The following is a 19,990-nucleotide window of genomic DNA, read 5'->3' on the forward strand; positions in this document are numbered from 1 at the left end:
AACCGTGACTTCAGTTTTGTGATAAGCTTTAGTTTATAATTTGTTTGGCTATTATGATGAAATGTTGGGATAAACTCTTAAATTAATGACTAGGTGTTTTACCTAATTTACTAAAAACGAATTCAATCATATTTGACGGTTCCACCTAGGCCACTCTTTTAGGTGTTTTTCAATAAGTGGATATATCCTCTTTTCAATCTTATTAGATTGAAAAATAATTAACTGAGCCATAAGGAAATTGCAATAATGAAAGGTAAGAAAGTAGATGGAGGCGACAACTGGCGCTATGAGCGGGAACAGTTATATGATGCGATTGGGGCTAATAAGCCTTTGATTAACTCATTATTAGAAGCAAATAATAATGGAGTCACACTGTCAAGCGAAACGGGCAATCTACTGGTGGCGAATGAGCAGTTTATTAAACTGATAGGGTACTCATCAGACCAAATAGAAGGGAGAAAATTGGTTGATTTTGTTGAGCCGAAATTCAGGAAGTCTTTTGAAAAGAACCGTCAGAGGGCATTTGAGGGTGAACTGGTCGAGTCGATAGAGTATGAATTCATTACAAATTCGGGATCGGTTATAGAGGCATCCGAGACAATACAAATTATTAGTATTGGTAGCAGTCAATATTTGCTGTCGAGTATCAAAAGCATTACTGAAGAGAGGGAAAACCAACAAGAACTAAACAGTTTATATGCCGCTATTAATAAGTCTTCCAATGCTATTGCAATCACCGATACGGCAGGAACCACTCTTTTTGTAAATGATATTCATGAGAGTTTTACCGGGTTTAAACGAGAGGAATCTTTAGGTAAATTGGTTACTCTTTTCGATCCTCGTTTTATAGAGCCTGAAATTGTTGAAGAAATCAAGCAAAAGTTAAACGAAGGCAAACAATGGAAAGGTAAATATACTTCTCAGCGTAAGAGCGGAATGTTCTTCGATATTCAAATTACGGTGTCGCCTGTAATAAACGATAATGGTGAAACAGAGGCGTTTTTGTTTTATACAGAAAACATTGGTATTGAGGAGTATATACACGACCGTAAAATAAAGGAGCTCGATTTGATGAATACCAAAGAGCTTTTGTCACGAACTGAAAAAATTGGAGGAATAGGTTCTTTTAAAATGAACCTTAAAACAGATAAAATTGTATGGTCCGACAATATTTATAATCTCTTAGGGATGCCAATTTCAGAAGGACCTTCACTGCGTTTCTTCCATAAAATAATTAAAGAAGATAGGTATGTTATTCAGTTGACCCTCGACTTAAAATCTGGAGAAAGAACCAACTTCAATTTTAGAATGAATATTGAAGGTGAGGTTAGGCATTTGTACTGCGAATTAGAGCGAAACGGGGAAGATTTGACGGGGATGCTGAGGGATGTAACAAGTGAGATGCTCTCGAATTTGGCGCTGAAGGAAAGTGAGGAAAAGTATAGGTTTCAATCAGAGGCATTGCCTCATATCCTGTGGCTCGTTGATGCTCAGGGTAGCTTGACTTATTTAAACAACAGAGGAAGAGCTTACTTTGGGATTCACGATCATTCGTTTTTCGGTTCTAAGTGGTTGGATTTTGTCCACCCTGATGATATTCTTTTGATAAAGACAAAATGGAAGGAGACAAATCGAAATAAAACTACTTTTTCTGAACAAGTACGAATTAAAAACTCAACAGGAATTTATAGGTGGTTTATGGTTTCTGTATCTCCTATGTTAGATGAAGCTGGGAATATTACCTCTCTTATCGGTATCTCAACAGATGTTCATGATCAGTACCTAATTCAGGCGAACTTAAAAGAAAATGAACAGAAGTTTCGAACCATTTTTGAGCAGAGTAATGACGCTATGGTCATTTTAAAAGATGGTTTCTGCCTAGATTGTAATACGAATGTTAAAGCAATTTTTGGTATAGCAGAAGAGCAGCTTAAAAATGAAAAACTTTGGAGGTTTACTCCAGAATATCAAACCAATGGACGTCTTTCTGAAGAATTTGTCGCGGAACAAATTGAGAGTGTCTTGAAAAACGGTCAGGCAAATTTTTTCTGGGATGTAAAGAAGAGCAATAGTAAGATCATTTTCTGCGAGGTAAATCTAAGTAGAATTATGATAGACGGGGATGTTTTCATCTTTGCTGTTTTTAGAGATGTTACTGGCCGAATTAAAGCCGAAAAGGAGTTGTTAGATAGCAAGCAAAAAATGATGCTAGCCATCGAATCTGCCAGAATTGGAACATGGGAATTGAACCTGAAAACTGGCAAGACCCGATTCAATGAATATTACGCAGAAATGTTGGGTTATGATTTCGATGAGATTGTTCATGAACAAGCTTTTTTTAATGAACGTGTTCACCCAAACGACTTAGAAAGAATCAATACTGGTTTGTATGGAGAGGAAGTTAACAATAGCGGAGAGTTTGAGTTATTGATCCGAATAAAAGGGAAAGATGAAAAGTGGAGATGGGTGCTAGATAGAGGTAAAATTATTGAAAGAGACAAAGATGGTAAGCCGCTCATAATCTACGGTACTCATATAGATTTTACCGAATATAAAGAAAAAGAGAAGGCAATTGTAAATGCAAACCTTAAGTATGAGTTAGCCGCTACTACGGCAAAAACCGGGGTTTGGGAATGGGATATGGTTTCCGATTATCTGGTTTGGGATAAGGGGATGGCTTCCATTCATGAAAGGAAACTTCCGGAGGATAATCAAATTAAAATTTCTGACTGGCTAGAATATGTTCAGCCAAGCCACAAGGATATCCTGACTCTAAACTTAGGCTCTTTAGTGAAAAATAGAGGGGTATTTGATGCCGAATATGAGATTAAGACCGAATCTGGAAAGATAAAACGAGTGCGATCAACAGCCAAGATTTTTCGAATCAACGATGAGGAGGGGGATAAGGTAATTGGGTTGAATTTAGATATTACTGATTCATATCTCAAAGATCAGGAATTATTAGAAAATGAAGAGAGGTTAAAGCTTGCATTTGATGGAGCCAATATGGCTCTAATGGACTGGGATTTGGAAACCAACACTGTGAGTGTAAGTGATAATTATCTAGAAATTATAGGTCAGGAAAAGGGTAAATACGACCCTTCCAAAGATCAATTTATGGATTCTGTGCTTCATCCTGACGATAGTGAGAAAGTGCGGACGCTCTTTAGTAAACTCAAGGTAGGAAAACTTAGGCATTACGAGCTTGAGTATAGAGTGCTTACTCAGAACCATGAATTGCGCTGGCTTAGATCTAAAGGAAAAACTTTTCTTGATACAAATGGCAGACTAAGGGTGATTGGTTTGACAATGAATGTGACTGCCACGCGGATTGCTCAAGAACAGCTTATGGAAAGCCAAAGGGTTTTAAACCTAGCTATTTCGGGCACAAAGCAAATAATTCTAGATTGGGATATTAAGAACGATGTACTGGAGTGGAATGAAAATTATTACGAACTCATAGGAAGGTCAAAATATGATTTTGAGAATGATACATCAGACTATGTCAAGAAAAGTGTTTTTGCCGAGGATGTAGAGTTAGTTTGTGATTTGGCTACAAAGCTTAAATCCGGAGAGGTTAATGAAATCGATGTTTTAGTGAGGCTAGTGACAAATGTTGGAGATGTAAAGTGGATGAGAGCCTTAGGTAAAAATGTAGAGTTTGATAAAAATCGACTTCCTATAAGGCATGTCTGTACATTAATGGATGTGACCAAAGAAAGAAAGCTCACCCTTGACCTAGAAAAATCTTATGCTCAATACCAATCATTGGTAGAGGATATTCCAGGGCTTGTATATAGTGCCAAATACCCTACTAAGGAGTTTATTTATGTAAACGCATATTGCCTTGAGTTAACCGGATTTACTGCCGATGAGCTGATAAAAATAGATCCTTTACAATACCAAAAACAAATTCATCCAGACGATAAAAGGTTTGTCGAATCTAGTTTGAAGACAGCAATAAGTAACAAGCAGCCTTATCGATTAAGCTACCGAATTCTTGACAGAGAAGGGAAAATAAAGTGGCTCTCGGAATTTGGGCATGGTATTTTTGACCAAAATGGAGTTCCTTTATTTATCGAAGCTTCTGTTTTTGATATAACAGATAGAATAAGGTCAGAAGAAAAAGTATTGGCGGCCATTTTAGATGCCGCAGATCATGAGCGTAGCCGTATTTCTCGCGAGATTCATGACAGTTTGCAACAAACTTTAACTATTGCTTCGCTCAACTTAGAGTTTGTTAAAAAAGAAAAACACCTCTTAAGCCCGAAGGTGTTGGAACGATACGAACGGGGCTGGCAAAACCTAAGAAAGTCTCTAGATCAAACTCGTGAAATTGCCCATAGGTTAATGCCAAAAGCCATCGAAGATTTTGGATTAACAGAAGTTGTTAAAGACTTAGTAGATGAATTGAATGCTACTTCTTCGGTGAATTTCGAATTCATTACTAACTTAGAGGAAGAACGACTTAATGTTAGTACTGAAACTAGCTTCTATAAGATTATCCAAGAGTCAATAACCAATATTATTAAGCATGCTCAAGCGGAGACTGTTTCAATACAATTGATTAAACTTTCCGAAAGCATTCAGCTTATAATTGAAGACGATGGGCAGGGCTTCGACATGGATAATATAAACTTTAATACTTCTGGCTTTGGCTTAGCAAGTATGAAAAATAGAGCTAGTGCTCTTTCAGGTGAATTTATTCTTGATTCTTTCCCAGGAAAAGGAACCTCATTAATTTTAAATGTACCATTGGATAACTCAAAAATAGCATATGAAAACGATTAAAATATTTCTCGTTGACGACCATAAAATGATTCGTGATGGCATTAAATTTTACCTAGACGAGGATGAGAGGTTTGAGATTGTTGGCGAAGCCAATAACGGGCAGGAAGCTTTATCTATGATTAGCAAAAATGGCAATTTCGATGTGCTTGTAACTGATATTGTAATGCCCTCAATGGACGGGATCGAGCTCGTAAAAAACTTGATTCAAGGAGCAACTATTGAGTTTAAGATATTGGCCCTTACTATGTTGAGCGAAACCCAACACATAAAGAAAATGCTCAATTATGGCATTCAAGGCTATATTTTGAAGAGCAGTGGGGAGGAAGAGATAAAGCGGGCAATCACTGAAGTAGCTGCCGGCAATACGTATTACTCACAAGAGGTTACAACCATAATTATGAACAACCTCAGGGGCGATAAATCTAGAGGTTCTAGAATGGCCGTTGATATTCCGTTGACCAAAAGAGAGCGAGAGGTACTTCATCTAATTGTTAAAGAGTATTCCAATCAGGAAATTGCAGATGAATTGTTCATTTCTGTTCGTACTGTAGATGCTCACAAGCGAAACCTTCTTGAAAAAACAGGCGCTAAGAATATGGCCGGACTAGCGGTTTATGCTTTAGAGAAAAGGCTTTTTGATGACATTTAATAGGTGAGTTACCTATTTTTTAGGTGATATTAGTATTTCTTGTGTGTAGGCAATCAATTCATGCTTTTCACTCTGATTCTTGGTTAAATTTATAGCTAAGAACAACCGCAGAGATTGATCTTTTCAAGAAGAGAGACCCTTGACCTGCACTTTCACCTAAAGTATGGACATTAAGAATCAGAAGGCGAATGACAGCCTTTCCTTTTCAAGCACCCAGTTTCAACCATTCAACTTTGATCTTTCAAATATTTTGAGCCGTAATTTTACTGGGCCGATTTCTGCAATAAAGCTCAATACGGAACTTATAAATAGAATGGCTGGAGGTTGTGGTTTGAATGAAGGAGCCATGAAGGGGAGGGTTCGTAAAATCCTAAATCAAGCAAATAATATTGAGAGTATATTAGAGGATTTACTTCTGCTCTTGAGGATTGAGCAAGGAATGCTTGAAAAGTCTAAACTGGATTATAAAATTCTAGATTTAGAGGATCAGTTGAGTGTTTGTTTTGAAGAATATTCTGCGTGTAGACAACATAGGATTGAAGACTATCTTAAAGATGTATATGTTAATACAGATTTAGAAAAGACAGTTTTAGCATTTGAAAGACTAATTGATCTGATGAAGGATTTTTCTAGCGGAGAGAAACCGGAACTTATCGTGAGGTTAGGTGATGATTTCGTTAATGTGAATATTACTATGGCATATAACGAAAAAAAGGATTTCTCTGAGTGGGAGTCGTTCTTTTCACATCGTGTTAATTTTGATGATAATGAAAGAGCAAGTATGCTTTCTCTTCGGCTCTATATAATAAAGAAACTTTTTAATTTGGCGGACTGCCAAATAGTGGCGTCAAAGCTAAGTAATCAGGTTACTTTTATGATAGCCATACCTATGGCTCAAAGTATGATGCAACGCAAGCCTGACAGTGCCAATCCAGACGCTGCTGCCTAAGTGTTTACCAGTCAGGTTTACTTGAATCCTTTTTCTTAGTGGCTTTTCTTTTGTTTTGCTGAACATACTGAATTTCGTTGTTCTTCATGGCCTCTAAAATCATCTGAGCCTTTTCTGGGCTCATATTCATCTCTTCAAGCTTTTCTTTTAATTTCTCAAGAGGGTCTTTTTCTTGAGGTTTTTCTTCATTGGGATCTTGCTCTTCATCGTTTTGTTGCTGATCCTTCTTCTCTTGTTCTTGGTCTTTCTTTTCTTGATCGTTTTTCTCTTGATCTTTCTTTTCCTGCTCGTTTTCCTCTTCCTGATCTTTCTTTTCTTGTTCTTGATCTTTCTTTTCCTGATCCTTTTTCTCCTCTTGATCTTTGTTGTCTTCGTTGTTCTGCTCTTGCTGTTCTTGTTCTCTGATCAGTTTTTTCAGAAGCTCATAATTGTATCTGGCAGATTCGTTTTCAGGGTTTTTGCGTAATGAGTTCTTAAAATCATTTAAAGCTTGGTCGGTAAGAGACTTCTTCTCTTCGGCTTTAGCGGCCTCGCTTCTTTTGTAAGCGATAATTCCCTTTTGATTAAAAGCATTTGAGGCAATGACTTTATTTTTAGCATTGGCAGATAGTTCGTCATAATTATTGCTTGCAATACTAGCGTACTTTAGTCCTTCGCTTGCCAGTTCTACTTTGCTTTCGTCAAGCTCGTCTGGATTTTCTGAGGCTTCGTTTAAAACACCCAGAAGCTCTTTGTCGCCATAGGCTAACAAGTAGGCGGCATTAGCCATGTTTAGTCTGGCATCTTCATCCTCAACCAGCATAGAGTCTAATAGTCTTCCGTAGCTGGTAATGGCTTGCTCATAATTCTTCTCGTCATAAAAAGCTTTGGCATCCTTCTTCAGAGCATTAGACTTAGCAATTTTCGTTACGGGGTCGGTTATGCTAGTAAAAACTAAAATGAGCGTAATTAAATATTTCATAGTCGTAATGTCTTTCTTCTAATTAATGCATCTAAGATGAGCAGTAAAATGGCTGCTCCTAGAAAGTAATAGAATTTATTGGCTGAAGCATCAATTTGGCGAGTGTCGCGCACTTCGCCTTCTACTTCATTGATAGCTCTAATCAGTCTTTTTACATCATTTTGATCTTGGTTGATTTCAAAATAATTTCCACCTGTATCTGCGGCCAACTTCCTTAACGATTCAGAGTTGAGCTTTGTTATTACTTCTTGCCCGTTTCTGTCTCGTTTGAAAGAACGTCCCTCAGGAATTTTTGCTCCCTTTTCTGTGCCTACACCCAGTGTGAAAAGCTTAACTCCAGTGTTTACTACTTTCTTAGCTGCTTTGTCAGTTTCATCCCCAAAATCTTCCCCATCGCTAATCATTAAAATGATTTTTGATTTCTGCTGGGTTATTGGTCCCTCGGCTGCCAATTCAAGTTTTTCCATCGCAATGTTTAAAGGGGCGCTAAAGTCGGTTCCCGCATTGGGTACTAAATCCGTTTTGAGTGTACTAATAAACAAGTTGATAGCGCTTTGATCATAAGTAAGCGGGCATTGAATAAATGCTTCAGAAGAGAATATGATTAAGCCGATTCTGTCTGAGCTAAAGGCTTGAACAATATTGTTGAGCTCGTATTTGATTTTCGATAATCTAGATGGCTCAACATCTTCCGCATTCATAGATTGAGACAAGTCCACAGCAATATAAATGTCTTTACCTTCTGATTTTACTTCTTTAGTAGTTTCTCCAAAAGATGGCCCCATTAGTGAGAAGATGATGAGCGCGAATGCCAAAGTACGAATCAATACTTTGAGCAGCAATGGCCTAAAACTGGTTTGCAGTCTTTTAGCAATTGTGGCTAACCTAAAAATATATGCAAGATAGGCAGCAATAAAAAGCCCTATAAATATGGCTTCTGTTGTTCCTATAGATTTAAACCAAGTCATGTGTTTTTTAACTAATCGACAAAGATAGCAATCCTTTAACGTCTAGGTTAACCGTTTGTAAAGCGCTTTCTAAAAAATCGCTGTTAAAGATTGTTAAATGGACTCGAAAAACATTTTCTAGGTGAATTACTCAGTTGCTAAAACTACTAAAATCGAGTAGGTAAATTTCTAATTGTTGGTAGGTTAAAAACTATATGGTTTTACCACATATTGCCTAATGATAATGATTACTCATATTCCCCATTCCATTAAGCGTAATCAACATTTTTCATATTAGGGAACAAGCCCAGAAGATCGGCCGGCCAATCAATGACCTTTGGAATACAGAACAATTAAATCTAAAAGTCATGAAAAAGTTAATGATCATCGCAATCCTGCTATTAGTTAGCAACGCAGTTTTTTCTCAAACTCATTATTACAAGGCAAAATACGAAAAGCCGTTCACCTTTCAAGTGGCTCCCACTTATTTCAATTATGGAGGTGATTTATTTGGGTATCAAATTGGTGTCAATTTTAAAGAAGTTTTCAACTTAAGTTATTTCCATACTAGAGATTATGACTTTGGCGAACGATACATGGACGATCGTTTTGCTGGAATTCAAAGTAGTGTAATGCTGCCAGTTGGAGAGTACATGCAAGTAGGGCCTTCTGTAAGGCTCGCAACATACAATACCGAGTTACAAAAAGTATTTATAGCTGCCGAAGTAAGATTCGATCTAAGTGATGCTTGGAAACTCGGTTTAGAGTATGGGGCTGGTGACGAGAAGGGCTTTGGTTTGAAGTTTATCTGGAACATGTATTAATAATGAAATCATGGGACAGCACAACAGATTATATTTCCAGTCCGATTTTTTAGGGCTTGGTGGAATAGATAGAACAGACAAAAGCAGTATTGGTGAAGAGCACTCACCGTCCAATGATGGTAGAGTAGGGTATAGGCTGATATTTGACTTGCCTCCTCGAATGAATGCGGTAAGTAACTCAAACGAGCAGTCGAAAAAAAGTCCTGTTAATGCAAATGTTGAAGAAGAGTTTTATCTAAAACAAAGAAAGCGATCTTCTAAAGAACACACGGAGATTGAGGCTGAGCCTAGGTGCAATGGCCTACTTTCCGCAAAGCGGAATCCGCTCAATGGTTTCTTGCGCGATGTAATGGCATGTGTTAAACCTAAAGTTCAGTAAGATGAAAGGAGTATTAGCATTTGTAATATTGCTCATCGGCTTGAGTTCGTGTTCAGATATTTATGAGCAACATGAGGTAGAATATCTTATGCAAAAGGGGCAACATACCAGTAGAAAGATAGGAGGCTTGCCAGGTGAAAAGCTAGGAACCTTAAAGTCAGATATGTTGGCTTTTACCGCAAGGTTTGATGAAACCGTACGATACGATTTAGGAAATAAGAACCAAGAAGATATTAACAAGCTAATGGGTTTTTCTGACTGCAACAGTTTGCATCATGAAAACAGTGTAAGGTTTGGCTGGAGGTATAGTGTAGAAAAGGACTTGGTTGAAATATTTTCATATGCCTACACCAGTGGGGTTGTGAGTTACCATCACATGGGTGATGTAGCTATTGATGAAACAGCATACTATCAAATTCAAATTGTAGACGATAAGTTTTATTTACTATTGAATGGAGAGATAGAACAGGAGGTTGATCGTGGAGCTAATTGCGATACTGGCTTGTACTATAAGCTCTACCCATACTTTGGAGGAGACGAAACAGCACCACACGATATATCAGTGTATATCAAAGAAATATTGAACCAATAAAGATTATCGGTGAGCGTTCATGGCTCATTGGTTAGTTGTTCTGAAGGAGGTCGATCTAGGATTGGCCTCCATTTTTTTTGGAATTTGAGTGAAGAAGGACGTGTTTAAGGAAAATACCTAGAGGCTTGAGGGTTAAACCTAAATTTTTCAATTCGTTTTTCTCATATCTTATCTCTTTGGTTATCAGCTACTTTTATGTTACAGAATAACAACAACCAAAACCATGAAAACTGTAATCATTTTAGTACTGAGCTTAATCTGCCTAGAAGCCACCTCTCAATCGCTTTATAAAAGAGCAAAGACTCCCAATTATACTTTAGAGGTATCACCTTCTGCAAATCGTACGATTTATGGATGGAAATATGGGGTCAGGCTTGGAGTAGATTATAAATCACGAATAAAAGCGGGGTATACTAGATTGGAGAGTTTCGATAATTCAGAGAAAGGCCAAAAAACATTCTCCGGAACATATTTTCAGTACGCCCTAAATCCTAAATCTAAATTCACGCTACTCCCTAGTCTCAAGGTGGGTTTATATGATGGTCGCTTTTTAGCAATTCAGCCTACTATTGAAGGTTCTTTTATAATGAAGGAAAACTTGTCAGTCAATGCAGGTATTGGAAAGGTAGATGGTTTTGCAAGTTTTGATTTTGGGCTGAAATGGAAATTAGATCTGTCTAGGTAAAACTCTTAGACGGCTTAAGGATTTACCTAAAGTTGATTTTACGAATTACCACAACGAATGAGGGTATAAGATTCTTCAACTTTGATTTAAATAAACATTATGAAAATACGTCAGATACTTTTCGCACTAGCATTCATCACTCCGTTGATGACATTACCTATAAAAGGTTTTTTCAATTCTCCGGAAGAATTTGTGATGTTGAGTCCAGAAATAAATAATGATTGGACTCCTGGGGTTGATTGGGTGGACTGGAGGAATGGTATGACTTACTCCACTGAAGAGTTTGATGGTGTAGTTTGGATGACGGCTAACTTTATGGGCGCTTCTAAACAAATGTCTTACAAAGAGGCTGAAACAACAGCTCCAGAAGGCTGGAGAATCCCAACGATTAACGAATGGAACAAGCTCCTTGAAAAGACAGGTTTTTCGTCTGACCCAAATCAAATTATTCCTGATGACTATTACTTGTTCAATTTTGAATCTGAAGGATATCAGGATCCTCTGATGGGGGAAATAGGAGTCAACCAAGTTGGTTTCTTTTGGACTCAGTCTTCTGACAATGAAAATGGTAACTATATCTCTATTCCGAATAGAGAGTTAAATTATAATCACGGTAAAATCTCGACAATGGCTAAAATGGCCGTTCGATATGTGAAAGATTAATTGAGTACACACACACAAATGTTTTGGTTAAAGGGGCTTTCAGACGGGAAGCCCTTTTTTATATGTAAAGCGTTCGTAGTCAATGTGCTCAGTCCTATCACTTATTAACCACCACACAGCTTTTTGTTTCCCCCAATATAAGTTCTCTATTTTCTACGGTCGATAAAGTTGAGAATTCAAGCCTGCGGATGTTATCCTGTGTAAAAGTGTATTTAATCGGACTTTTAATGAGTTTATGTTCGCTTTTCCCAATATGTAATGGTAATCTATAACGGATTGATAGTTAAGGGGTAATGAGTTTATTCCTTCGTATAGTACAGCGATGAAATAATATAATGTAGATATAAGTGTCTGTATTTTTCTTATTATGCTTAATAATTAAATATCAAATAAGATAAGTATAAATATGTGCCATAGTGACGCCTTTTGTGTCAATTTAAAAACCATCATATTCTGAAAGTATTGACGGATACTTAAGAATAATATACTTTGAAAAGCTTTTTTTTGGCCAAAAAATATGGTGAGGTTTTTCTTTGACAGTATTTTATTTTACATTTGATAATTCAATCGAATTATTTACTAAAATAATTTTTTTACTAAAACTACTAACTATGAAGAGAGTATTACTGACTTTCATGATGTCAGTGCTTGTCTCCCTGTCTGCTGTTGCGCAAGATCGTGACATCAAGGGAAAAGTAACTGATGAAACTGGCCAGGGGCTTCCTGGTGTTAACGTATTAATTAAGGGCACCACAAATGGTGTTGCGACAAATCCAGATGGTACATACCAACTGTCGGCTCCAGCAAATGGAGTTCTCGTCTTTAGATTCTTGGGGTATGTTACTCAAGAAGTTCAAATTGGATCACAGACAACAATCGATATTCGATTAAACCCAGATGCTACTGATTTGGGAGAAATCGTAGTTTCGGGTGTGGCTGCTGGTACTCCTAGAAAGAAACTAACGGTTACTGTAGCTAAAATTGACTCAGAGCGTTTGAGTTTAGCTCCGGCAACTTCTGCAGGTAATGCTCTCGCGGGTAAAGTTGCAGGTGTTAGAATTTCTCAAGCTGGAGGTACTCCAGGTAACGATGCAAGTGTTCAGTTAAGAGCTGATAACAACTTGGGTGTAGGGTCTAGCCCAATGGTGGTTATTGATGGAGTTATTATTGAAGGTGGACTTTCTGACCTTAACGTAGATGATATCGAGTCTTATGAAGTGATTAAAGGAGCTTCTGCTGCTTCACTATATGGATCTAGAGCTGGTAATGGTGTAATTATTATTACTTCTAAGCGTGGTCAGAACCAAAATATTGGAACTACCAATATTACTGTAAGAAATGAGATTGGATGGCAACAGCTTGAGCGAACTATTGATCTTGCTGAACACCATGCATTTACATTAGCACCTGATTATGCAAGCTTTGATAAGTTTACTAAATATGACGGAGTTACATACCCTGCAGGATATGTAGGTGGATTTAGCCCTGATATTGTTGGAAATAGAAGTTTTGATGCCGATCACTATATGGACAATCCTTTCGGAAGAAACATCGATCAGCAAGAGGCTTTCTTTAGAACTGGAACTAACCATACAAACTATGTGGCGGTTTCTACTCGTAACGCTACCACTAATGCTTTTATGTCGTTTGAGAACAATGCGCAAACAGGTATTATTCCTAATACGGATGGTTTTTCTCGTCAGAACATTAGATTGAATATTGATCATCAAATTAACGATTGGTTGAAGTTTTCTGCATCGAATTTGATTGCAAACTCTTCACAAAATAACCCAGGTGGTGGGGGAGGTATATTCTTCAACATTGTATTGGCGGAACCAGATAATGATTTGTTTTTACCAAACCCTGATGGACAGCCTTATTATTACAGACACAACCATTGGTCTAATGAGTCTAACCCTCTTTACAGTACATATAAAACTGAAAATAGAAACGAAGAGAAAAGAATCATTGGTAACTACCGTTTGAATTTTGATTTAGCTTCATGGGTTAATTTTGAAGCAAGTTATTCTACTGAGTTTAGAGAAATCAGCTCAGGCTCATATTCTCCTTATGACACTTGGACTTTGGGTGGAACAGATCCGCTAGGTATTACTTACTCTTTAGGTTCACTTAGTGAAAACACTTCTGAAAGAAACGTTCAGCAAGTACAAACTACAATGAATCTTAATGGAAGATTTGGTGATGTTACAGCAAAGGGTAAAATCTCTTACTTATATGAGAACAGCAAAATTCACAACGTAAATACAAGTGGTTTTGACTTCGGTATTAGAGACTTACCTACTTTGTCAGCTATTCCTACGGCTAATATACAATCTTCTAATTATCAGCAAGAAGTAATCGCGTCTAACTATTTCTTCATTGGTTCTTTGGATTACAAAGACAAGATTTTGTTTGATGGTATGTTCCGTATTGATGGTTCTTCTCTGTTTGGTGAAAACGAAAGATGGAATAACTATTATAGACTTTCTGGTGGATACAGAATTACTGAAGATATAGATATTCCTAACGTTCAGGAATTGAAGATTAGAGGAGCATATGGTGTTGCTGGTATCAGACCTGGTTTTGATTGGCAATATGAAACTTACAGTGTAAGTAATGGTATTGCTTCTGCTTCAACTTTGGGTAACAAAAACCTTAAGCCGTCAAGAACTGCTGAGACTGAAGTAGCTATTAACGCGGAGTTTTTAAACAGATTTACTTTAGAGGCTATTTATGCTAATTCAGTAACTTCTGATCAGTTCTTGAGTGTAAGATTACTTCCGATCGCTGGTGGTTTTAGTAGCCAATACCAAAATGCAGGTTCAATTGAGTCAAATACATTCGAGCTTAATTTAGGTGCTAACATCATTAAAAATGAAAACCTAACTTGGGACGCTAACCTTGTTTTCTCAAGAACAAGACAAACTGTAACTGAGCTTCCTATTGCACCTTACACTTACGGAACAGACGGATTATTCTATGTGAAAGAAGGAGAGACTTATGGTTCAATTTACGGGAACACCTGGGTTAAATCATTAGACCAAATGGCAAAGCAATTACCAGAAGGTGAGAGCATTTCTGATTATGAAGTAAACAATGAAGGTTATGTCGTGCCAGCAGGTTCTCAAGGAACTACAAGTGAGGCACCTATTAAATTAAAAGACGAAAATGGTCTTGATGCTTTCGTTAAAATTGGTGATGGGAACCCTGATTTCTACGCTGGTTTCTCTAATACTATCAGATACAAAGGTTTTACAGCATATGTATTGTTAGATATTAAAGAAGGTGGAGACGCTTATAACAGAAAATCTCAATGGTTAACTAGAGATGATAGAAATGGTATCATGGATCAATTCGGTAAAGCTGATTCTGAGAAAAAAGCACTTGAGTATTACAAAGGATTTTATGATGTAAACTCAAACAACTCTTACTGGGTTGAAGATGCTAGCTTCGTTAAAGTGAGAGAAGTGGCTTTAGGTTATACTTTCTCTGCTACTCAATTACAAAACCTCTTCGGGTTTGACGCCTTTAAAGGTGCTTCTTTGAGAGCTATTGGACGTAACTTGTTTACTTTCACTGGATATTCTGGGTATGATCCAGAAGTTGGTTCTATTAGAAACCCAGTGGATGGTACAGGTACTTATCCTAACTTCAGAAATTATGCTTTATCTCTATCACTTAATTTCTAAAACTAAACTGATATGAAAAAAATAATATATAAAGGATTCTTATTAGCCTTTCTTTTAGTCAGTGGCGTTGCTTGCCACGACTTGGAAGTCGAGAACTTAAACAACCCAGATACGGCAAAAGTATTGGCGTCTGATTCAGACGTTAAGACACTTGCTGGAGGTATGTTTATTACATGGTATGCCCCAACTCACTGGACAAATGGTATATCTCATATGCTTTCAGCCGCTGCGGATAACTTAACTTGTTCTTGGGGTAACTTTGGTATGAGAGATCAGTCATGGGAGCCTAGAAAAGCTTGGGATAACCAGCCAGCTTATAGCTATGCTTCAAACTCTAACTATATGTTTACTAATCTGTATGAAGCTGTTTCTACAGCCAATACAGTACTTCAAGTAATGGACGGAGGTCTAGATATTGGGACTAACGGTGAGGATAATAACTTAGTTAGAGCTTGGTCTAAGTTTATGCAGGGTATCGGACTCGGTTATATTGGTTTGAACTATGATAAAGGATTTATTGTGGACGAAAACAGTACTCCAGAAGAGATTGCTGCGGCAGAATTCTTTCCTTATGATCAAGTTCTTGATGTTGCTTTAACCAAACTGGATGAGGCCATAGCACTATCTGGAAATTCATTCACTATTCCTGCAGCATGGATGAATACTGCGGAGGATTTGAGTAATGATGATTTCAAAAAGTTAATCAACTCTTTTGCAGCGCGTTTAGTGGCTTATGCTCCAAGAAATGCAGCTGAAGATGCTGCGGCTGACTGGACAAGAGCTAAAAACTATGCGGATAACGGTATCACAGAAGATTTCATTATTCAAGGTGATGGTTACGTAAGATGGATTAATGAGCACTGGGTATATTCAGTGTACCCAGGTTGGGGACAAACTGATATGAGAGTGATTCACATGATGGATGATGATCAGCCAGAGCATTGGGATGATGATCCAAACTTCCCTTTCCCACCAGAGTCAACTACTCCTGAGGATCAAAGGTTAGTAACGGATTTCCAATACAAGTCTTCTGTTCCGTTCCGTGTAGAAAGAGGTTACTACCACTTCTCTAACTACAGATTTAGCAGATACGATTACCTTCTTTCTGGATGGTTTGGTGATATGCCAGAGATCTTATTGTCTGAGAACGATTTGATCAGAGCTGAAGCAAGAGCTAACCTTGGTGATTTACCAGGTGCTGCACTTATCATTAATGCGGGTACTCGTGTAACTAGAGGTAATTTACCTCCAGTAGCACCAACCTTAGCTGCAATTAAGGATGCTATTCATCATGAAAGACACGTAGAATTAATGGCAACTAGTCTTGGTATTCAGTTCTATGAAATGAGAAAGAGAGATTTACTTCAGTATGGTACTTTCCTTCACTTACCAGTTGCTCCTCAAATTTTGGAGACAATGGGTACTGCTCGTCCGTTCTACACTTATGGTGGTCCTGATGCTGCCGATGGTGTGAATGCATCGAATGGAGGTTGGAGATAATCCAAAATTTTAAAATACATTTAAAGGCCGCTCATTGAGCGGCCTTTTTTTATGCCTTTATACTTATCAGTTATGAGTTCACTTCTTCACTAAGAATTTTTTCAATTACGAATTGCATTTGCTCAAATTCGGTATACCCGTGATTGATTTGAAAGAGTTGATTTCCACTTTTGAAAAGCACCGTAGGATAACCCTTTACACCCCACTGGCGATTAAGTTGAAACTCTTGATGAGTGTTGTATTTTGTTTCATCACTTTCGAATATCTGTTTGAACGGTTCAAAAGGAATATCAAATTCCTGACAAATTGATCTATAGAATTCTGGCTCACTAGGGTCTTCATTATCTACATAAAATTTTCTTGAAACTGACTCAAAGAATTGGAGCTCATTTTCTCCCATCCATTTTCTTGAGGCAACAACTGCTCTACAAGGAGGTTCTGTATCATAGTTGAAACTTTCCTTATCAAATAATGAATAACCAAATGGTTGTCCGCTTCTTTTCGTTACTTCTTCCCAATGGTGTTTTAAAAACTCCTTCATTTCATCATCCCAAGCTTCTCCACCTCCAGGGCGCAAACCACCTACAACAATCGAAAATTTAAATTGTGGGTATTCAGATTTCAAAGTTTTTAAATGATTTGAAATTCCCCAGCACCAAGAGCACATTGGGTCACCAACATATATGATTTCATTATTGATATCTTTTTTGGTTTGATGTTTTAACTCTCCCAATTCGGAAGGGCTGCACTCACCAGTTTCAGGGTCGCAAAATGATTTCTCTTCTTTCATATCAAAAATCCCAACAGTTTGGGGGTACAGTAAGTTCAACGGTTAGTGAAATGCTTTTGGTTATTAATTAGTAAAGAGAGAGTAATACTTTAGGGGTATGAAATACGGAGATTAAGGGTCTACATTGTCCATTATTTTAAATCTAACCCAACCAATAATGAGTACTACTATTAAAATCGAAAACCTAAGAGGTGCGTCTTCTTTGCTGGCGAATCAATCTTCTCCAGATCCAAGTAAAGCCCTTTATGTATTATTAACAGCCGATGCTTCATCTGGAGTTTCTGGAATAACCGTGGGGGCTGTGACTCCTTTGACGGAGAACATGGCCATCACCTTTGATACAATCAAAAGTGGTCGTTTGTACGTTGGCTATGGTCAATACCCAAACCCACCGTTACCTCAGGGGCCTGATTATTATGGATGGATTGAGTTTTCACGAACTAGCACTGATACTGCGGTATGGATAAATCTATCTAACGTTGATATTCTTGGACTGCCTCTAACGCTTGAAGGAACTGATTCCGCAGGTGCCGCATTCTCTTTGGGCTACAAAACCCCAATGGTAGCAGCCAAAGCTTCTGACTCAATCGTTGGCCAAGTAAAAGCCGTGCTGGTCAATAGCTCTGCAGCGGTAATAAAGACCAATACTGGTCAGGATAAAATTCTTGCGCCTAATCATGTACCTGCTAGTTATAGGTCTTATGATACTTATTTGAAAAGTTTAACCGATACCACAGCTGCCAATTACCCAGCTTCCTTGAGTATACTGTCGGATACTCCAAAAGATGGAAGTCCGGTTCAAATGACGGGGAGTTTTAAAAATGCTTCAACGGGTTCCGATAACATTATTGAGCTTACAAGTACTGATGGTAAGCAAGTTTGTCACATCACCAAGGTAAATTTAACCTCACAAATCATTTATGAATGTGATGGTGGTTATATGAATTGGTCCACTGATAGTGGAAATACTTTTAAAGCGATTCATCAGAATAGAACTGCTATAAATGATCCGTCAAGCACGCTGGCGGAAAGGACAATTACCAATTCTGTATTTAGAGAAATTATGATTGGTATTAATGAGGGATATTTTTCAATGGCCAACCCTGCAAATAATAGTAATGCCATGTTTCCAGGTTTAGTGCCATTTGCTACTGGTGATGGCAACCAATATGCGCAGGTGATTCATGAGAACTCAAACTCTTATGGGTTTCCATATGCAGATTCAAATCTTAAGGTTTTAGTAACTTCTAAACTAGGAGCGGACCTTACCCTGAATGTAATTGCTGATGATGCTACAAAGGATTATTCAGCGCCATCAGATAACAGCAGTAATCAGCCGCAATCTGGTACTTATCAATTTGGTATAGGAACAGGAAGCCAAGGTTTAGGTGTGATAAGAATTGGGAACTGGCGATATCTTCCTAATTCAGCCGGAGCCTATGGTGGATTCCTTCCCGACTTGCCAAATTGGACAAAAATGGAATTTAGCGGACTTGGTGCCAATAAATATATATGGGTTAAAAATAACCAAGTAGCGGAGGGGAGCGGATCAACCCAATGCCTTACCCAAGCTTGTGTTATAAATAATAAAGTCCTTGTTTGGGGGGCTGGTCTAGCTTGGAACGGTAGTGTGGCCGCTCCAGCGAAACCAACAAACTAAGGATAATAGAAAGTTGTCAGTTGTGGGACTGTCAACTGTCTAATTTTTTCAACTTTACAAAGGTGCTTCAATATGAAGTGCCTTTGTTTTTTAACTCATCAAACTGCTCAAAAAATGCATCGTCATATACCAGCTCGGCTTTGTTGAGGTATTTTTGCATGCCGAGCATAACCTCGAAATTGGGTTGATGCAAGTGTTTTGGGATTCTATAAAGGCGATCGTCTTTTTTATCGAAGGGAGTGCTTTCTTTCGACCCAAATAAGTAGGGTATTAGAATTTTAGAACAGCTCAAGGCAATTCTATCAAATTCGTATTCTTTGAAATGATCCTGAAGCCTGAGGTTAATGTTTTCGAAAAACTCTAAAGTACTGGCCAAGCGTACTCGAGAACCAGCTCTTGATTTCCCTTTGGTTTTGAGATGTTTGATCTGGCTTTTTCCCTGCTTCTTTCTAACCATGTAGGCACCGAATACTTTGTGCGCTAAGCATTTTTCTCCTTTAAACACGCCTACAGACGCACTGCCCGATTGCACCAAAAGCATTAGGTAGTTTACTTCTTTTTCAAAATCTAAAACTAGATTTTGATTGCAGGTCAAAGTTAGGGGCAAACGTAGATAAGCTTCACGATCTTGTCCTTCCAAACCAAGTTCAACTCTGTGTTTATTGAAATCATATTGGGTTTCAAAGTTTAAGTCTCTGATTTTATCCAGAATCTCAGGCACTTCGGAACGATCAAAGAAAATGCTTTTCATTCCGAATACTAAAAAAAGGAAACGCTATCATCAAACCTTTCTTTCAAATCGAGAAAACTTTTTTCAAAATGAAAATTTAGGTCGGGAAAAAAGTTGTTATTCAGTGCAATAATATTGGTTCAGATGAAGTTGGAAGGCATATTAAAAAAGATGATGTTTT

General features: G+C 37.8%; 15 protein-coding genes. 11 read left to right on the forward strand and 4 right to left on the reverse strand.

Going from position 1 to position 19,990, the window contains the following annotated elements; genetic code table 11:
• Positions 1-246: 246 nt before the first annotated feature.
• The 3 genes from MB14_RS17630 to MB14_RS17640 all read left to right on the forward strand — a co-directional run bounded on the left by MB14_RS17630 (position 247) and on the right by MB14_RS17640 (position 6,389).
• The gene (locus MB14_RS17630) at positions 247-4,791 is read left to right on the forward strand and encodes a PAS domain-containing protein (RefSeq protein ID WP_062593975.1); all 4,545 of its coding nucleotides are present in this window, start codon (positions 247-249) and stop codon (positions 4,789-4,791) included.
• Positions 4,778-5,440 (forward strand): response regulator transcription factor, encoded by a 663-nt coding sequence (locus MB14_RS17635; protein ID WP_062593978.1) that lies wholly within the window; start codon positions 4,778-4,780, stop codon positions 5,438-5,440. Before MB14_RS17630 ends, MB14_RS17635 begins: the two co-directional genes overlap by 14 nt.
• A 163-nt stretch (positions 5,441-5,603) precedes the next feature.
• Complete coding sequence (locus MB14_RS17640; protein ID WP_062593979.1) at positions 5,604-6,389, forward strand: histidine kinase; 786 nt, start codon at positions 5,604-5,606, stop codon at positions 6,387-6,389.
• 4 nt (positions 6,390-6,393) lie between these two features.
• On the opposite strand, the gene MB14_RS17645 is transcribed toward MB14_RS17640, so the two are convergent.
• On the reverse strand, positions 6,394-7,350 hold the full coding sequence (locus MB14_RS17645) for a hypothetical protein (RefSeq protein WP_062593981.1): 957 nt from the start codon (positions 7,348-7,350) through the stop codon (positions 6,394-6,396).
• Positions 7,347-8,318, reverse strand: coding sequence for a vWA domain-containing protein (locus MB14_RS17650; RefSeq protein ID WP_062593983.1), 972 nt, complete (start codon positions 8,316-8,318; stop codon positions 7,347-7,349). The genes MB14_RS17645 and MB14_RS17650 overlap by 4 nt, the downstream gene beginning before the upstream one ends.
• 347 nt (positions 8,319-8,665) lie before the next feature.
• On the opposite strand from MB14_RS17650, the gene MB14_RS17655 reads away from it, so the two are divergent.
• From MB14_RS17655 to MB14_RS17685, 7 genes are all read left to right on the forward strand, one after another.
• The gene (locus MB14_RS17655) at positions 8,666-9,121 is read left to right on the forward strand and encodes a hypothetical protein (protein WP_062593986.1); all 456 of its coding nucleotides are present in this window, start codon (positions 8,666-8,668) and stop codon (positions 9,119-9,121) included.
• 10 nt (positions 9,122-9,131) lie between these two features.
• Positions 9,132-9,500, forward strand: a complete 369-nt coding sequence (locus MB14_RS17660; RefSeq protein ID WP_062593988.1) for a hypothetical protein — start codon at positions 9,132-9,134, stop codon at positions 9,498-9,500.
• Position 9,501: 1 nt separating this feature from the next.
• Positions 9,502-10,092, forward strand: coding sequence for a hypothetical protein (locus tag MB14_RS17665; RefSeq protein WP_062593990.1), 591 nt, complete (start codon positions 9,502-9,504; stop codon positions 10,090-10,092).
• A 223-nt stretch (positions 10,093-10,315) separates the two neighbouring features.
• The gene (locus MB14_RS17670; protein WP_062593992.1) at positions 10,316-10,777 is read left to right on the forward strand and encodes a hypothetical protein; all 462 of its coding nucleotides are present in this window, start codon (positions 10,316-10,318) and stop codon (positions 10,775-10,777) included.
• A gap of 99 nt (positions 10,778-10,876) precedes the next feature.
• The gene (locus MB14_RS17675; protein ID WP_084376139.1) at positions 10,877-11,440 is read left to right on the forward strand and encodes a fibrobacter succinogenes major paralogous domain-containing protein; all 564 of its coding nucleotides are present in this window, start codon (positions 10,877-10,879) and stop codon (positions 11,438-11,440) included.
• A 611-nt stretch (positions 11,441-12,051) separates the two neighbouring features.
• Positions 12,052-15,129, forward strand: coding sequence for a SusC/RagA family TonB-linked outer membrane protein (locus MB14_RS17680; protein WP_062593996.1), 3,078 nt, complete (start codon positions 12,052-12,054; stop codon positions 15,127-15,129).
• Between the two features lie 12 nt (positions 15,130-15,141).
• A complete protein-coding gene (locus tag MB14_RS17685) occupies positions 15,142-16,629 on the forward strand; it encodes a RagB/SusD family nutrient uptake outer membrane protein (RefSeq protein WP_062593998.1) in 1,488 nt (495 codons plus the stop codon).
• Between the two features lie 70 nt (positions 16,630-16,699).
• Here the strand turns inward: MB14_RS17685 and MB14_RS17690 are convergent, their stop codons facing one another.
• Positions 16,700-17,419 (reverse strand): DsbA family protein, encoded by a 720-nt coding sequence (locus MB14_RS17690; RefSeq protein ID WP_062594000.1) that lies wholly within the window; start codon positions 17,417-17,419, stop codon positions 16,700-16,702.
• 157 nt (positions 17,420-17,576) lie between these two features.
• Between MB14_RS17690 and MB14_RS17695 the strand changes: the two genes are divergently transcribed.
• Positions 17,577-19,079: a beta-1,3-glucanase family protein gene (locus tag MB14_RS17695; protein WP_062594003.1), complete on the forward strand. Its 1,503-nt coding sequence runs from the start codon at positions 17,577-17,579 to the stop codon at positions 19,077-19,079.
• 67 nt (positions 19,080-19,146) lie between these two features.
• Here the strand turns inward: MB14_RS17695 and MB14_RS17700 are convergent, their stop codons facing one another.
• Entirely contained in the window at positions 19,147-19,830 is a 684-nt protein-coding gene (locus MB14_RS17700; RefSeq protein WP_062594005.1) for a VLRF1 family release factor, read from the reverse strand.
• Positions 19,831-19,990: the final 160 nt, after the last annotated feature.

The sequence above is a fragment of the Roseivirga ehrenbergii genome (assembly GCF_001593005.1).
In the GTDB taxonomy this organism is placed as follows: domain Bacteria; phylum Bacteroidota; class Bacteroidia; order Cytophagales; family Cyclobacteriaceae; genus Roseivirga; species Roseivirga ehrenbergii.

Excerpts from the sequence above, each read along its gene's own strand:
- MB14_RS17630 (WP_062593975.1), top strand. The coding sequence starts at position 247 with ATGAAAGGTAAGAAAGTAGATGGAGGCGACAACTGGCGCTATGAGCGG.
- MB14_RS17635 (WP_062593978.1), top strand. The coding sequence starts at position 4,778 with ATGAAAACGATTAAAATATTTCTCGTTGACGACCATAAAATGATTCGT.
- MB14_RS17640 (WP_062593979.1), top strand. The coding sequence starts at position 5,604 with ATGGACATTAAGAATCAGAAGGCGAATGACAGCCTTTCCTTTTCAAGC.
- MB14_RS17645 (WP_062593981.1), bottom strand. The coding sequence starts at position 7,350 with ATGAAATATTTAATTACGCTCATTTTAGTTTTTACTAGCATAACCGAC.
- MB14_RS17650 (WP_062593983.1), bottom strand. The coding sequence starts at position 8,318 with ATGACTTGGTTTAAATCTATAGGAACAACAGAAGCCATATTTATAGGG.
- MB14_RS17655 (WP_062593986.1), top strand. The coding sequence starts at position 8,666 with ATGAAAAAGTTAATGATCATCGCAATCCTGCTATTAGTTAGCAACGCA.
- MB14_RS17660 (WP_062593988.1), top strand. The coding sequence starts at position 9,132 with ATGGGACAGCACAACAGATTATATTTCCAGTCCGATTTTTTAGGGCTT.
- MB14_RS17665 (WP_062593990.1), top strand. The coding sequence starts at position 9,502 with ATGAAAGGAGTATTAGCATTTGTAATATTGCTCATCGGCTTGAGTTCG.
- MB14_RS17670 (WP_062593992.1), top strand. The coding sequence starts at position 10,316 with ATGAAAACTGTAATCATTTTAGTACTGAGCTTAATCTGCCTAGAAGCC.
- MB14_RS17675 (WP_084376139.1), top strand. The coding sequence starts at position 10,877 with ATGAAAATACGTCAGATACTTTTCGCACTAGCATTCATCACTCCGTTG.
- MB14_RS17680 (WP_062593996.1), top strand. The coding sequence starts at position 12,052 with ATGAAGAGAGTATTACTGACTTTCATGATGTCAGTGCTTGTCTCCCTG.
- MB14_RS17685 (WP_062593998.1), top strand. The coding sequence starts at position 15,142 with ATGAAAAAAATAATATATAAAGGATTCTTATTAGCCTTTCTTTTAGTC.
- MB14_RS17690 (WP_062594000.1), bottom strand. The coding sequence starts at position 17,419 with ATGAAAGAAGAGAAATCATTTTGCGACCCTGAAACTGGTGAGTGCAGC.
- MB14_RS17695 (WP_062594003.1), top strand. The coding sequence starts at position 17,577 with ATGAGTACTACTATTAAAATCGAAAACCTAAGAGGTGCGTCTTCTTTG.
- MB14_RS17700 (WP_062594005.1), bottom strand. The coding sequence starts at position 19,830 with ATGAAAAGCATTTTCTTTGATCGTTCCGAAGTGCCTGAGATTCTGGAT.